Origin of the sequence: Nocardia sp. NPDC046473 (assembly GCF_040645995.1) — a bacterium.
In the GTDB taxonomy this organism is placed as follows: domain Bacteria; phylum Actinomycetota; class Actinomycetes; order Mycobacteriales; family Mycobacteriaceae; genus Nocardia.
This window is the reverse complement of record NZ_JBEYZJ010000015.1, coordinates 77966-92623: the sequence shown is the minus strand read 5'-3', so window position 1 is coordinate 92623 and position 14658 is coordinate 77966. Positions and strand designations below refer to the sequence as shown.

Annotated in this window: 12 protein-coding genes; 7 read left to right on the top strand and 5 right to left on the bottom strand. The window is 63.0% G+C overall.

The genetic code is table 11. The features are described 5' to 3' along the window. Window positions 1-401 precede the first annotated feature (401 nt). Both ABZ942_RS41820 and ABZ942_RS41815 read right to left on the bottom strand, forming a co-directional pair. Window positions 402-2039, bottom strand: a complete 1638-nt coding sequence (locus tag ABZ942_RS41820) for a GMC oxidoreductase (protein WP_357391823.1) — start codon at window positions 2037-2039, stop codon at window positions 402-404. 274 nt (window positions 2040-2313) lie between these two features. Then, the gene (locus ABZ942_RS41815; RefSeq protein ID WP_357391822.1) at window positions 2314-3435 is read right to left on the bottom strand and encodes an FAD-dependent monooxygenase; all 1122 of its coding nucleotides are present in this window, start codon (window positions 3433-3435) and stop codon (window positions 2314-2316) included. Between the two features lie 158 nt (window positions 3436-3593). Between ABZ942_RS41815 and ABZ942_RS41810 the strand changes: the two genes are divergently transcribed. Together ABZ942_RS41810 and ABZ942_RS41805 are read left to right on the top strand one after the other, a co-directional pair. Continuing rightward, window positions 3594-4550 (top strand): GntR family transcriptional regulator, encoded by a 957-nt coding sequence (locus ABZ942_RS41810; protein ID WP_357391821.1) that lies wholly within the window; start codon window positions 3594-3596, stop codon window positions 4548-4550. Between the two features lie 399 nt (window positions 4551-4949). After that, complete coding sequence (locus ABZ942_RS41805; RefSeq protein ID WP_357391820.1) at window positions 4950-6032, top strand: TrmH family RNA methyltransferase; 1083 nt, start codon at window positions 4950-4952, stop codon at window positions 6030-6032. A 43-nt stretch (window positions 6033-6075) separates the two neighbouring features. Here ABZ942_RS41805 and ABZ942_RS41800 read toward each other — a convergent pair whose 3' ends face one another. The 3 genes from ABZ942_RS41800 to ABZ942_RS41790 all read right to left on the bottom strand — a co-directional run bounded on the left by ABZ942_RS41800 (window position 6076) and on the right by ABZ942_RS41790 (window position 7693). After that, complete coding sequence (locus ABZ942_RS41800) at window positions 6076-6639, bottom strand: superoxide dismutase family protein (protein WP_357391819.1); 564 nt, start codon at window positions 6637-6639, stop codon at window positions 6076-6078. 298 nt (window positions 6640-6937) lie between these two features. Beyond that, a complete protein-coding gene (locus ABZ942_RS41795) occupies window positions 6938-7117 on the bottom strand; it encodes a hypothetical protein (RefSeq protein WP_357391818.1) in 180 nt (59 codons plus the stop codon). 81 nt (window positions 7118-7198) lie between these two features. Continuing rightward, complete coding sequence (locus ABZ942_RS41790; protein ID WP_357391817.1) at window positions 7199-7693, bottom strand: PAS domain-containing protein; 495 nt, start codon at window positions 7691-7693, stop codon at window positions 7199-7201. 428 nt (window positions 7694-8121) lie between these two features. Between ABZ942_RS41790 and ABZ942_RS41785 the strand changes: the two genes are divergently transcribed. The 5 genes from ABZ942_RS41785 to ABZ942_RS41765 all read left to right on the top strand — a co-directional run bounded on the left by ABZ942_RS41785 (window position 8122) and on the right by ABZ942_RS41765 (window position 14648). Further along, window positions 8122-9282, top strand: coding sequence for a class I SAM-dependent methyltransferase (locus tag ABZ942_RS41785; RefSeq protein ID WP_357391816.1), 1161 nt, complete (start codon window positions 8122-8124; stop codon window positions 9280-9282). 109 nt (window positions 9283-9391) lie between these two features. Continuing rightward, window positions 9392-11035, top strand: a complete 1644-nt coding sequence (locus tag ABZ942_RS41780) for an MFS transporter (RefSeq protein WP_357391815.1) — start codon at window positions 9392-9394, stop codon at window positions 11033-11035. A gap of 496 nt (window positions 11036-11531) precedes the next feature. Beyond that, complete coding sequence (locus tag ABZ942_RS41775) at window positions 11532-12707, top strand: nucleotide disphospho-sugar-binding domain-containing protein (protein ID WP_357391814.1); 1176 nt, start codon at window positions 11532-11534, stop codon at window positions 12705-12707. A gap of 13 nt (window positions 12708-12720) precedes the next feature. Then, window positions 12721-13845 (top strand): type III polyketide synthase, encoded by a 1125-nt coding sequence (locus ABZ942_RS41770; protein WP_357391813.1) that lies wholly within the window; start codon window positions 12721-12723, stop codon window positions 13843-13845. After that, window positions 13842-14648, top strand: coding sequence for a class I SAM-dependent methyltransferase (locus ABZ942_RS41765; RefSeq protein ID WP_357391812.1), 807 nt, complete (start codon window positions 13842-13844; stop codon window positions 14646-14648). Before ABZ942_RS41770 ends, ABZ942_RS41765 begins: the two co-directional genes overlap by 4 nt. Window positions 14649-14658 lie beyond the last annotated feature (10 nt).

Sequence of the window (14658 nt, the reverse complement as noted above, 5' to 3'; positions counted from 1 at the left end):
AAACCTTCCATCGATGTGCCTGGCGATCGATTCGCCGTATGAGGGGGTCGATGTGCGGTTCAGGTGTATTCTACTGCGACTACCACCGACGCTCGCCATGGTTGGTGTTCGCGCCGGTGGTAGCAGTTGGGCTGATGGTGCGTGGTGCGATATCGGTAGTGCGAACCGCGATCACGCAGCGTAGTACCGCTAGGTGAACGGCTGCTCGTCGAGGCGAATCCCGGCAGCGCGGTCGTCAAGTAGCTTGTGCAGCATGAGGTTTCCCGTGCGTGAGCTGGGCGCTCTCGACGATCACCCGCGGGGTTGCCGGTAACAGCGGCCGGTCGTTCTCCGGCAAGGCCGTTCACGCTGCTTCTGGCGTTGCACTTCGGACTGCACCCATATTCCGACTCGTCCCGCGGTCATGCGAAGTCTGCCGGAATGACGTGATCGAGGCAGCGTTCGACGATGGCGGCAATCGTGAGCGCGGGGTTGACGGCGGCGGTGGAGCCAGGCATCAATGACCCGTCCATGCAGTAAAGGTTCTTGTAGCCGTGCAGTCGGCCGTACTCGTCGGTGGCCTGGCCCAGCACGGCTCCGCCCAGTGGATGGACCGTTGTCTGTCGTAGTGCGCCAGTGTCGAAAGAGTTGGCGAGCGGGCTTCCGGTGCCGGCGATGACCCGGGCAGCCAGGGCGTTGACCGCCTCCGCCGCGCTCTCGTTGCTGTCAGCCGCCCAATTCAGCTCTGCGCGACCGCTTTGCGCGTTGTACTCGAAGCGGCCGAACTTGTCCGGTAGCCCCATGCCCAGGCAGGCCATCGCGTGGGTCTCGACGGGGAAAGGTATCGGGCCCATGACGAGGGTGGCCGGCGAGTCCGAAGCACTCGCATCGTCGCGGGCCATGAAGGTCGGCGGCCCGCCCTGGGGCGCTCCGGTGGCGTCCGGTAGCAGGCTCATCAAGAGGAACCGGTCGCAGTTGGTGCCCCAGCCGGCGCCCACCTGTTCGGCCAGGTGCGGGAGTCGCCCGGTGGCCCGGGCCTTGGTCAGCATCGCAGGAGTGCGGGCCGCGCCGGCAGCCAGCACCAGTGCGTCGGCGACAACGACGACCTGCTCGATGACCGCTCCCTGCTCGTTCAGCCGGTCGCTGGTGATGACGTAGCGCCCCTTGGGGTCCTGGGTGATGTCTGTGACCCGGTGCAGGGGTTTGACCGTGCAGCGGCCCGTGGCCTCGGCCCGGGCCAGATAGGTGCGGTCGACGCTGAGTTTCGCCCCACTGTTGCAGCTGGTCGTCACGTAGTTGCCGATCGAGGCCGCCGGCCGGACCTGCCCGTTCAGCTCGTTGCGGATGATGTCCCAGTCGAAGTTGACGTTGAGCCGCTCGGCCCGCACCCCCGCCCGTTCCACGTAGGACCGGTACAGCCGGCCCGAGGCGTAGGCCGGACTCGCCAGGATGTCATCGGGAATCGGGCCGCCGCCAAGTCGTTGGCGTGCTCGCGGATAGTAGATCCGGTCCAGCTCGTCGTAGTCGAGGAAGCCAGGGAAGACCCGGGAGAACACCGCCTTGTTCGGCTGCGGGAACATCCCGGCGAAGACCAAGGTGGACCCGCCCACCCCGGCCCCGGTGACGATGTCGGTCGTGTCCCCGACGATGTAGTCCACCAGCCCGGTGTACGGCGGCAGCGGCTCACGGACTCCCGACAACATGTTGCCCAACATGTTCAGCACATCATCTTGGCTCGACGGGCCCGACTTCTGCTGCTGTGCAACCATCCACACCGACCGCTGGTCCGGACGCAGCAGAACGGGGAACGTGTCGCCGGCCGCGGTGATCGGCCACCGTCTGCCGCGCTCTAGAACCACCGACGCCACACCGGCCTCGGCCAGCCGGAACGCGGTGATCGCCCCACCCAGCCCCGCACCGATGATCGCCACTCGGGCCCGTTCCGCACGGACGGCCGGTGTTGCGCGCACCGTGCCTGGCACCACACCCGCTGCCGCAGCCATCACCCCGGTCGCTCCGACCGTGCGTAGAAATGCCCGTCTGTCCCATTCGAATTCCATGTTCGAGGCTCCCTGGGTCGCGTGCTTCGGCAACGGGTACCGCCGTAATTCACAATGCCGTCAACCATTGCGATAACCCCGGAAGCTGCTCATAACACGCCGAGCGCAGGCAGGCCCATCGCGATCCTCAACGGGATGCCACCGCATATCGCGCAAATCCTGCTGGGGGCACAAAGACATCAATACGACGATGGGGTACAAGGCGGTATACCTGCAATGTCGTCACGATTGGAAGCGCGTCCAGGACAGTGGCAGGCAATCCTCTCGCGTGTCGCTAGTCGATCAGCGCGTCGAGGTCGATTGCGTTCTTCGCCTCGTCGGTCCGGCGTGTGGACTCGGCGGGGTCGACCGTCTGGCGGTCGATCTGGGCCAGCGCCTGATTGATCTCCACGAATGGGCGCATACGCCGTTCGTAGCGGGCGAACGCCGTCGAGTGGTCGCTGGTGCGGCCGAGTTCGTACGCGAGGATGTACGCGCCGACGAGGGCAAGACTGGTGCCTTGGCCCGAGAGCGGGGCGGCGCAGTGCGCGGCGTCGCCGACGAGGCCGACGCGGCCTTCGGACCAGGTGTTCATTTTGATCTGGGCCATGGAGTCGAAATAGAAGTCCTCGGCCTTCCACATCCGCTCGATGAACCCGGGCACCTCCCAGCCGAAGCCTGTGACGTGGTCGGCGACGAGTTGCTTCTGGGCTTGGACGTCGCGGTAGTCGTACTCGATCGGATCGGAGCCGAAACCGAGGTAGATGCGCAGTTCGCTGTTATCGCGGACGCTCATGGCGGCGCCGCCGACGACCCCGTCGTTGAACCAGGTCTGCCAGTGGTCGAGGCCGAGGTAGTTCTCCTCGCTGAATACAGCGAGGTAGGTGCCGAGGTGGTGGCTGTACTGGGATTCGGCACCGAAGACGAGCCTTCGGGTGCTGGAGTGGATGCCATCGGCGCCGACGACGAGGTCGAAGCGGCGGGGCTCGGCGTGCTCGAATTCGACTGTGACACCGTCGGTTTCCTGATGGACGGCGGTAATCGAGTCGCCGAAGAGGTATTCGATGCCGGCGTTTTGTTCGTGTATGAGGTTGACGAGGTCTTCGCGCAGGATCTCGATGTCGTCCGAGTCGAGGTTGCCGGAGGAGAGCGCGAACTCCTCGGATCGGAAGATCTCATTGCCTTCGCGATCCAACATGGACATGCCGTTGGAGTGGTTCTTCAGCGCGACGGCCTTGTCTTCGAGGCCCATTCGCCGCAGGACGGTGCGGGCCGCGCCGCGGACATCGATGGCCTGGCCGCCGCGGCGCAGTGCCGGAGCACGTTCGATGACGACGGGGGTCATGCCCTGCTCGCGCAGCCAATAGGCAAGGGCGGTGCCGGCGACGCTGGAGCCCGAGATGAGGACGGTGGTCATTGTTTTCTCCCGTTACGCTGTATTGCTCGACTGCCGACAGCCTAGAAAACATGACTCTGACGTGCGAATACATGCCATGGCTGACCTAGTACAGACCTGAGCGGGATGGGCGGCGGAGGCTAGGATCTGTCGTAGTACAGATTTGAGGGAGGGCTGCTGTGTCCGAGCCGATCGAGCCGCCGTACGTGCGCATTGCTGCCGAGCTGACCAGGCGCATTACCGAGCGGGAGCTGTCCGCCGGGGACAAAGTGCCATCGACTCGACAGGTCGCCCAAGAATTCGGCGTGGCGCTCGCCACAGCAACGAAGGCCCTGGACGTCTTGCGGAACAAGGGGGTGGTTATCACCCGTCCGCGCTCGGGAACGGTGGTCGCGCCGAGGCGCGCGGGTAACTCGGGTGCGCCCGCAACAGAACTCACCCGCGAACGTGTTCTCACGGAAGCCATCTCGATCGCCGATACCGAAGGGCTCGAAGCGGTCTCGATGCGTGCGGTGGCCGGGCGCTGCGGGGTCGCCCCGATGACCCTGTACCGGTTGGTCGAAGGCAAGGATCAACTGCTGATGGCCATGTCCGACAGTGTCTATGGCACCCTCTCCTTCGAGGACGCCGAGTCGGAGCCGTGGCGGACCCGCGTCGAGGCCATGGCCACCGCGCTGTGGCGGGTGCACCGTGCCCACCCGTGGCTGGGGCTGGTCCATCCGCTGACCCGCCCGCTGCCGCTGCCGAATCTGTTGGGCATCAGCGACCGGCTCCTCGGATCCCTCGAAGTCCTCGGGTTACCGCCGAAGCTCCAGTTCGACGTGCACGTCCTGGTCTACAGCCACATCGTGGGTCTGGCCTCGAACTTCGAGCGCGAAGATATCGCCGTTTCCGACACGGGCCTCTCCTCTGAAGAGTGGACCGACCTTCAGTTCTTGCCGTCCGCCAACCACAAAAGCATCATGAATCGCTACCCGCACTTCGCCAAGTTGTTCGGCCACTTCGGATCCCTGTCGTCCGGCTATGACATGGATCTCGACGAGATGTTTCAACTGGGCCTGAACCTTCTCCTCGACGGCGTCGCAGCCTTGGCTGCCCGCCTCGCAGCCGAGGGCGGCCAAACTCCCGGCGTCTGACGAGTGATTCGGCTGCGATTGGCACCCTGCTGATCTTCATTACGGATAAGCCCTCGCGAGATCGGTCGTAGCCCTCTCGTCACCTTCATCCGAACGCCCGGAGCTCGGCAAGTGCGGACATTCTGCGCCGCAGTCGATCTCGTCGTGTCTGGCGGTCACCGTCCAGCAGTTCGTCATTGCTTCGGCAAGGTTGGCGGCCGACGCGCGACTCCGTCTCGAACTGGGATGAGTCGACTCCGTCTCGTAGTCTGGATGATCGTGGAAGTCATTGATTCGATCAAGGATCCGCGGATCGCGGCTGCCCGACAGCTGGCGACCCGGTCGGGGCGGATTGCTCAGCGGCGGTGCCTGATCGAAGGGCTAGGGCTGGTTCGGCAGGTTGTCAGGGCTGGATCGCGAGTGGAGTATGCGCTGTGTTCAGCGCAGGCGTACGACCCGGCTTCCAGCGCGGAACTCGAAGATGCCGGTGTGGCGGTCTATTCCGTGCGAGATGGGCTGCTGCGCAAGCTCGTTGCCGGCGCCAAGCCCATCGACTGGCTTGCGGTCGCGGCCCTCCCCGACGAGGTCTCGGCGAATACTTCCTATGGTGATTTCGCTGTCGTGTGCGAGCAGGTCAGCGATCCGGGAAACCTCGGGACGATCGTGCGTACCGCGTGTGCACTCGGGGTGCGCGATGTCGTTCTGACCGATGCAGACACCGACTTGTGGTCGCGCAAGGTGCTGGATGCGGCGCGCGGCGCCGTGCTGGGTTGTCGGGTGCGGCGCTTCGGTGATTCCGGCACTGCCGTCAAGGCATTGCGGGAGGCCGGTTTTCAGATCGTAGTCACCAGTCCGCGGGGCGCCCACCTACAGTCCATAGCACCGATACACGGTCGCAAGGTGGCGCTCGTCGTCGGAAACGAGACCGACGGTGTCAGCGCTGACACGCAGTCGATGGCCGATCTGGTGGTGCAGATTCCCATGGCAGGCGCGGTGGAATCGCTCAATGTCGGAGTGGCTACGGGTATCAGCATTTACGAACTACGGATGAGGATGATTCTGGCCATGCTGACGGACCGGATTCGAGACACGCTCGGTCGTAATCTGGGAGCTGCCGCCGCCCTGGTGCAGGATGCCTTCGACGCCCATCTGCGTCAGGCCGGTGATCTCACACGCAGCGGAGCAGGGGTGCCGTCTCCGGCCCGGGGGTCGAACAGTGCTGCCAGCGCCCCGGCCCGGGTCCATCCCCGCACCGTGAGGGATTCGTTGTCCTTGTCGCCGTCCTCGGTGACGCCGCGTGGACCGCTCGAGCCGGTCGGTTTCTCCGCGTGCCGGATGATCATCACCGTATCCGGCAGCGCACCCGCCGGGACCGGTGCGGGGGTGCCCCGGGCAGGCTTGGCGCCACCGCCACAGGCGGTCAGCCCGATCGTCGTGGCCCCGGCGCCCAACGCCGCGAACATGGTCCGTCGATCCAGCTTCGCCTGCATGCGGCGACGCTAGCAGAGCCCTGACTCACCCGTGCCCGGCGATCACGGGCGCGGATTCAGGGGAGCGGGATGCTCAGGCAGGCGACTCTGGCGCCGGCCATGCCGGCGTTGCCGTCGGTGGTGTCGGTCTTCTTCTCGTGCACCACGATCGAAGCGGGTTCGCTCGTGCGGAAGGTCCACTCGACGGTAGATACCTGTGTGGCGTCGCCGTGCTCATCGGTGGTGAAGTCGAGCCAGAGCTCGTTGTGCGGGTTGGCATATTTCGCGTCCATAGACATCTTGCCGTTGGCGTTCGGGTCTTCCACGTTCTGATAGTGGAAGCCGGAGTCGGCTGGTTTCGCGCCACAGGATTTCAGGTGTGCGTGTGAGCCGTAGACGCGGTTGGGGAGCAGACCGGTGACGGTCAGGGTGGCCGTGGTCTTGTCGTCGTCACTGTCGATGACGACCTTGGCATGGCTGCCGGCGGGGGCGAGCGCCTGATCGTAGGTGACGGCGACGGCGCCGTCCTGCCAGGGCGCGAAGGTTCCCTCGGACATGATGGGTCCGCAGGCAGTCGCGGGAATCGGAGGAATCAGCAGAGCGGCGGCAATGGCGCCGAGGAAGAATGGCTTGTAATTCATGCGACCAGGCTCCGCTGAGGTAACAGGGCACGTCAATGCGCCGATGTGGGGAATTTCCGCTCCGGACCGGGATCACACAACTTCCCCCCACTCGAGCCGGGCTGGACGCGGAGGTGGTGACGCGCCCGGCTGTTTACCGGCGGTCGCGGATCGCCGCAGTCGCGAGGAGTGACATGGTACGGATTCCCCAACTCGCCCAAGCGTTTTCCGTCCTTGCGGGGGCGTTGGCCCTGGCCGCATCGGCCGCCCTGAACCCGGTCGCCGCCGGTACGGCCGCCACGACCGTCCCGAAATTCGATCACATCGTCATGGTGATGTCGCGCGCCACGATAAAACGATTCCCGATCGGCGGACAGGCACCAGCGCCGATATCCTCGCACCCGCCGAAGAGCATCAACTGTTTTAGGGTACGTCGGGCGAAGTCGGGGTAGGGAATCGTCATGCCGGGTCGCAGGCTGGACACGCGCTGCTCGTTCACCATGAAACCTGGCAACCGGACGCACGGGCACAGCACTTCTCCCAGCAGGCGGCACCCACTGGGAGAGGTGTGAAACGGTGTTCAGTTGGCGTCTGCCGACTCCAGCAGTCCCGGCACGGTTTTGGTGGTGTTGTGGCGGAAGATGTTGACCGCGCCTACTACCTCGTCGGACTCGTCGCGGATCGGGAAGACGTTGACCAGGGCGAGTAGCCGGAAACCATCGGGTTGTTCGCAGATGACGTCGGCGTCGCGGACGGTGCCGCCGTTGTTGATGACCACCGACGGCGGGGCGGCTTCGTGCGGCATGACCTCGCCGGACGGGTAACGCAGGCGGAATGCGCCGCAGTACTTCTCGCTGGTGCCCAGTTCGGGGGTGCGGCCCCAGGCGCCGATGGCGGTCTTGTTGCAGGCGATCAGCGTGCCGTCCTTCTCCAGCACGTAGATGCCGACCTCGATGTCGTCCATGGCGGCCTGGTCGCCGAGCAGGCCGCCGGGCACCAGGTGCCCGTCCTCGAGCTTGCCGTGAAACGTGAGATCGTCCAGTTCACCAGCGGTGATTTGTTTGCTGATACTCATTTCGCTTCCCCTCACTCGGAATTAGCGTGTCAAAGCTGGGATCGAAGAAGGAATCTGGGCGCGTCGCTCAGCCGAGTACAGGTGAATTCCGCACCCTTCCACCGCACGTCAGTGTACCGAAATTGCTTGCCGGACAGTCTGTTCACGAGCAAGAACCATGATCGAAGCGGGTACGGCAACAATTCTCGAGTCGGAGGTACTGAAATCCCAAGGGGGACAGGGCTCAACGTTGAGCAGGTTGAACTACGGGGACCGCAACTATGATCTGGAAGCAGTGTGTTCGAGACCTGGGCGCACCAGCCGCTGGGCAATCGATATCGCGGAGGGCTTCGGGTGATGCCGAGCGGCGGCATCATCGTCGACTGAGAATCCAAGCTCGATGTGCGCGAGCGTCGCTGGCATGAAGAACAATCTCCCGGGGGCATGTGATGACCGGCAATGAGATGTATGAGCGCGTGTTCGGCGTTGCGGATGGCACCATCGCCGATACTGAGGCTGCCCTGGCCGGCGTGGACGTCGACCAGATGGCGATGCTGGTGTTGACCGAGGTCGCTTCGCGTACCCAGTTCTTCGAAGGGCCGCCGGAAGTCATTGCGGTGCAGTTCGATCTGGGCCATTCGGGGGACCGATGGGGTTATCGGCTCATGGTTGGCGGCGGGGCCGTCGAGGTCGTCCCCGGCTGGGACGATTCCGCTGACGTTCGAGTTCGGCAAGACTTGGCGGAGTTGGTGCGTGCGGTTTACGGCACTCCTGGAATACGTCACGATGCGACGCGAGAAGTATGGATCAACGACGCCGGTCGGCCTATGGAGTTCTCGACCGAGGACCCATGGGTTGTCAGATGCAGGTTGGCGAGCAGCGCTGCCGGCCAGGTAATTCGGGCGTGCGACCAGTTCCGGCCCACGATCACTGATCTGGCGTTGCGCTTCGGTTCCGACAAATGGGGCGGTCACTGGTACACCCCGCACTATGAGCTGCACTTCGCGCCCTATCGACAGCAGCGGGTCAAGGTGCTGGAAATTGGTGTCGGCGGCTACCGGTCGCGGGACACGGGCGGCGCTTCGTTGCGCATGTGGAAGCACTATTTCACCCGTGGATTGGTCCACGGGCTGGATCTGGTCGACAAGTCGGCGGTGGACGAGCCACGACTCAGCACGATCGCCGGTGACCAGTCCGATCGGGCACTTCTTGCCAGGCTGCACAAGGAAATCGGCCCATTCGACCTCGTGATCGACGACGGCAGCCATCAAAGCGATCACGTGCTGGCATCGTTCACGACATTGTTTCCGCTGATGAGGCCCGGCGCGATGTATGTCATCGAGGATCTGCAGGCGTCCTACTGGCCGGGCTACAACGGCAACAGCGTCGAACTGAATGACCCGGGGACCGCGGTGGGCTTCCTGAAAACTCTGATCGACGGTCTGCACCATCAAGACCAGCTTCGTGCGTCACCGCACGAGCCGGCCGACCTCGAGAGGGGCGTTACCGCAATCCACCTCTATCACAACATCGCCTTCATCGAAAAAGGTGTGAATACCGAGCAGACAGCACCAGCATGGTTGCCCCGCGAAGCGGCTCTCGACGGATGACGTGGTGTCTGGTCGGCGGGGCATTGGCTTGCCCGCCACGGATGTTGCTCGTCAGGCCGCAGCAGCGTCGTATGGCGTGCGGTTCGTGCGGCAAGAAATGGAGATATCTGTGCCTAACCAAGAGCAGTCGGAGACAACGATCGACCAATCCGACGATGAATCTCGCCGGGCGCCGATTCGACGGCGCTCCCTCGCCTTCTGGTTCGGCCTCGCCGCAACCACTCTCGGCACCGCACTGCACTACCCGATGTTCTGGGAATCCCGCCACATGGCCTATCACATGGCCGATATGCCCCTGGACGCCAGCATGATCGGCGGCATGGTGCTGATCGTCGTCGGCCTCGCGGTCACCACCTACGGCCTGATACCCGTTGGCGCACATCGTGATCGGGTGGCGAATCTGCGGGTGCGCGCGCTGGACGACGCACCGATCAATCGCGTGCATGTCGTGCTGCTGCTGGTGATGGCCGCGGCGATCACCATCGACGTGATGAAGCCGACCACGCTGGCGTTCGTCGTGCCCGGCGTCGCCAAGGAATACGGCCTGAAGACCGCGACCAATCCCGGCGGCCTACCCGCCGCACTGCTACCCCTCGCCGGGATCACCGGCACAGTGATCGGTTCATTCATCTGGGGTGCGCTCAGCGATCGGATCGGGCGCAAAGCAGCCATCCTGCTGGCTGGCGTCTTCTTCGTGGCTACCTCCGTGTGCGGCACAATGCCGAGCTTCCAGCTGAATCTGGTGATGTGCCTGATCATGGGCATCAGCGCGGGCGGCATGCTGCCCATCGCGTTCACCCTGCTCGCCGAGACGATCCCGGCCCGCCACCGCGGCTGGCTACTCGTACTGATCGGCGGCGATATCGCGGGCGCCTACGTCATCACCAGCTGGCTCTCATCCACTATCGGCGACACCTACAGCTGGCGGGTGATGTGGCTGATCGGCTTTCCCACCGGTCTACTGACGATCTTGCTGACCCGCTGGGTGCCAGAATCGCCGCGCTTCCTGCTCGCACTCGGCCGCCGCAAGGAGGCCGAAGAGGTGCTGCGCCTCTATAACGCATCAATTATCCCAGTGGAGGAGTCCGAGCTCACCGTCGAATCCGGCGTCACGGGCGGGTATCGCCGACTGCTGCAGCCACCCTTCGGCGGCATCACCACGGTGCTCCTCCTGGTCGGCTTCGGTGTCGGTCTGGTTGTGTACGGCTTCCAGCTCTGGCTGCCGACCAACCTGCGCCAACTCGGATACAGCGGCGTCGCGGCAGATCAGATCTTGCGCGACTCCGCGCTGATCGGCTTCCCCTTCAACTTTCTTGTCGCCTACTGCTACCACCGCTCCTCGAAATGGACGATGGTGATACTCAGTGCGCTGCTCGCGATCTCGCTGTTCGGCTTCGTCGCGTTCGGCGACCACGTCGTGGACAACAAGACACTGCTGTACGCGCTGCTCATTCCGCCGATCTGGGGCGCAAGCTCGGTAGTCGCGGTACTGGTTGCCTACAGTGCCGAGGCCTATCCGACCCGAATACGCTCCCGTGGAACGGGTTTAGCGGCAGGCATGAGCAAGGCGGGCGGTGTCATCGTGATCGCGCTCGTGGTGCTTGCCGTGGCGACGCCGTCGATTTCGATGACCGCGCTGATCAGCGCCATCCCGATGACCATCGCGGCAGTCGCAGGAATCGTCTTCCTAGTCGAGACCCGCCGTCGTCAGCTAGAGGAAATCACTGCCGAGGAACTGCGCGTTATCGCCTGATTCGCAACCACTTACGAGCACCTGTCTCCATTGCTGGACTTGTTGTGCACGTCGCGTCCGGGGCCAGGACGGCAATGCATTGAGTATGAAGGCGTTAGTCGAAACGAAAAATGGCAGTCGGGTACCGCCTCGGCTGCGCCGATAACATTCCTCCTTCATGGTCCGATTGAAAGCGTGTCGACATAAGCGTGGGCTGAAGGATGGCCTCTGATTTGCGGCTCGGGCCCGGTCGGTGCCCGATCGCGTCGCTGTGGGCGCCTGTAGCCGGAACACTCTGCGTGCCGAAATCGGCTGTCGGACGGCCGATCGCCTCGCTGGCTGCCCCGCCATCGGCAGAATAGTGCGGCGGGTTGGCCTTTCGCGTATTCGGATGACTGGACCCCTGTCAGTGTGCGCGCAGTACTTTCAGGTGAAAGGGCTATATCTTCCCTTGATCGGCGGTTAAGGTCCTGTATCAGAGATCAAGCAGGATCTCGCCATTCAAGGGGGTTTACCCATGCGGGTAATGATTACGTGCTGCCCGGCTACCAGTCACTTATATCCGATGGTGCCATTGGCCTGGGGGCTTCGGGCGGCCGGCCATGAGGTACTTGTTGTTGCTCCGGAGAATCTGAAGAACCCTGTTGTCCAGGCTGGGCTGGCCTTCGCATCCTCATGCCACCCCATCACGATCGTAGCGGCGATGCTGGATGGTCGTGCGCAGTCGGGGCCGCTACAGCCGAGCGATCTTGCGATCAGCGACGAGGCCATGGGGGAGGGGTTTGCGCGGTTGGCGCAGACGGTTCTGCCAGGCAGCGCCGGCCTTGCTGAGGAGTGGCGCCCGGACCTGATCATCACCGAACCTACCGCGCTCGACGGAGCGGTAGTCGCAGCCGAGTTCGGGATCCCGCTGATCGAACATCGCTGGAGCCTGCCGGTATCTCCTGAAATAGTCAGCAGCGCAAAGCGTTCGCTAGTAGCGGCGGGCCGTCTCGACGACAACGCCGACCTGGCCCCGGCATTGAATATCGATGTCTGCCCACCAAGTTTTCATCAGGCGCCACCGAGTTCCACAACGGTGTCTGTCCGGTACGTGCCATACAACGGCGCAGCTGTGTACGAGTCGTGGATGAGCGATAAGAGTCAGCGGCCACGTGTGTGCGTCACGTTGGGCACGATACTGCCGAATTTGCCCTGGGCCGCAGCAGTGATGCGCTCGATGCTCGACGGTTTGTCCGAACTATCCGTTGATGTCGTTGTGGCGATGGACCCGAGCTCATGGAAACGGGTATCTGACGAGGTCGAGGTGTCGCCGAATGTCTTTGTGACGTCCTGGGTTCCGCTGGGATTGTTGCTGCCGAGCTGTCGGGCAATCATCCACCACGGCGGGGCTGGGACCACGATGACCTCGCTCGTACACGGTGTACCGCAGCTCATACTGCCCCAGTTCGCTGATCAATTCGCGAATGCCCAGCGGATCGCGGCCTGTGGCAGCGGTGTTGATCTCGCCCCGACGATGGTGAGCAAGGAGTTCCTTCCGGATCTTGTTGATTCGCTGCTGTCCGAGGGTTCACCTATGAGGGACCGGGCCGCAGAGATCGCCGTCGAGGCGCAGTCGCAAATACCGCCGAGCTCGCTGATCCCAACTCTCGAAGAAGTTGCCCGATCAATCACAACTGCTCCAGTCCGATGAGGAGGTCGGCGTAATGGCAACCCTGTGTCGACCAGCGATCGCGGTCCCGGAGTACACCATTTCGAAAGAAGAAACCCTTCAACTCGCCGCAGAGTTGCATGCCAGAAATCCTGATCTGCCGCTCGCGTTGCGGCTGATCGATAATACTGGTGTTCAAAAGCGGCATCTGATACAACCGCTGGACGTGACTCTGTGCCACCCTGGTTTCGAGGAACGAAACAAGGTCTACCTGCGGGAAGCACGTGCACGTATACCTGAAGTTGTGCAGCGAGCGCTGGGATATGCCGATGTCGTCGAGAACGATATCGACCTCATAATCTATGTTTCATGCACTGGGTTCGCGATGCCGTCCATGACTGCTTGGATGATCAACGAGCTGAATTTCAAATCGTCAACCAGGCAGCTACCTATCGCGCAACTCGGATGTGCTGCCGGCGGAGCCGCGATAAACAGGGCGCATGATTTTTGCACTGCCTACCCGGCGGCGAACGTGCTCATCGTTGCATGCGAGTTCTGCTCGTTGTGCTATCAGCCGGATGACCTCGATGTGGGGTCGTTGTTGTCGAACGGTCTCTTCGGCGATGCCATCGGCGCCGCAGTGGTTCGCGGAGAAGGTGGCGGAGGAGTGCGGCTGGAACGAAACGCATCATGGCTGGTTCCGGATACTCAGAACTGGATATCCTATGCCGTGAAAGACACCGGATTTCATTTCCGACTGGACAAGCGAGTCCCTCATACGATGAGTATGCTTGCACCGTCCTTGGCTGCGCTGGCCGGTGAGCTGCAATGGAATGTATCCGCTCTCGACTTCTACATCATCCATGCCGGTGGACCACGAATACTGGATGACTTGTCGGAGTTACTCGGGGTTGACGGTTCCTATTTTCGTCACAGTCGAGCCACGCTGACCGAGTACGGGAATATCGCAAGTGTTGTCGTCCTGGATGCCCTGGCCCGGAAATTTGACGAGAGCCCGGGGGCAGAACTAGATCGCGGCATAATCGCCGGCTTCGGGCCGGGCATCACCGCGGAGATCTCGATGGGGACGTGGGTCACGGCGGGCCCTCCACGGAAATCGGGGAACGAGAAGAGCTTCGGACGAGTAGATCAAGATCTGATAGGGGAGGTAGTTCCGTGAGTGAGTATGTCTTCGATCCCGACGATGGACTCAATGACGAGCATGTGACGTGCCTGGCGGAAGTGTTGGATTCGGCCACCTTCGCGAGCCTGAACTTACTCGGTGTGCAGGCCGGCTGGCGCTGTCTGGAGGTCGGCGGCGGCGCAGGCAGTGTGGCGGCTTGGCTGCGTCGACGGGTTGGCGAGCAGGGCCATATCACCGTTACTGATATCGATACATCGCACCTCGAGTCGGTACCCGAACTCGACTGCGCGAATGTGACTATCGCGCGCCACGATGTGCGGTACGACCCGCTTCCGGTCGACACATTCGATCTTGTGCATTCACGCCTGGTGCTCGGGCACCTCGATGAGCGGGAGGTGGTGCTGGAAACTCTCACGAAGTCGTTGCGGCCTGGTGGATGGATAGTTCTTGATGAATTCGAAACGGTGCTGCCACCAGTTGTCATGCAGACGCCTGGACCTGCGGAAGAAGCTCTGTATCGACGAGTAATCGCCAGAATCACCGACATTATCAAGCATGCAGGCATGGATCACGAGTGGGGACACCGCGTCTACGGCTGTCTGATTGATCTCGGCATGGAAGAAGTCATGGCGGAAGGCGCATTTCGTGCGTGCCCCGGCGGTACCGCTGGGATGAGACTTCACCACGTAGTCACGCGACGGCTCGAAAGGGTCCTCCTCTCCGCCGGTCTGACTTCAGAAGAGCTGGTCGACTTCCGGCGCATCGTTATGAAGCCGGAATTTGTCGCAACCTCGTATCCGGTGATATCGACACGAGCTCGTAAACGGTGCCGAGGCTGAGTTGGATCGA

Excerpts from the sequence above, each read along its gene's own strand:
- ABZ942_RS41820 (WP_357391823.1), bottom strand. The coding sequence starts at position 2,039 with ATGGAATTCGAATGGGACAGACGGGCATTTCTACGCACGGTCGGAGCG.
- ABZ942_RS41815 (WP_357391822.1), bottom strand. The coding sequence starts at position 3,435 with ATGACCACCGTCCTCATCTCGGGCTCCAGCGTCGCCGGCACCGCCCTT.
- ABZ942_RS41800 (WP_357391819.1), bottom strand. The coding sequence starts at position 6,639 with ATGAATTACAAGCCATTCTTCCTCGGCGCCATTGCCGCCGCTCTGCTG.
- ABZ942_RS41790 (WP_357391817.1), bottom strand. The coding sequence starts at position 7,693 with ATGAGTATCAGCAAACAAATCACCGCTGGTGAACTGGACGATCTCACG.
- ABZ942_RS41785 (WP_357391816.1), top strand. The coding sequence starts at position 8,122 with ATGACCGGCAATGAGATGTATGAGCGCGTGTTCGGCGTTGCGGATGGC.
- ABZ942_RS41775 (WP_357391814.1), top strand. The coding sequence starts at position 11,532 with ATGCGGGTAATGATTACGTGCTGCCCGGCTACCAGTCACTTATATCCG.
- ABZ942_RS41770 (WP_357391813.1), top strand. The coding sequence starts at position 12,721 with ATGGCAACCCTGTGTCGACCAGCGATCGCGGTCCCGGAGTACACCATT.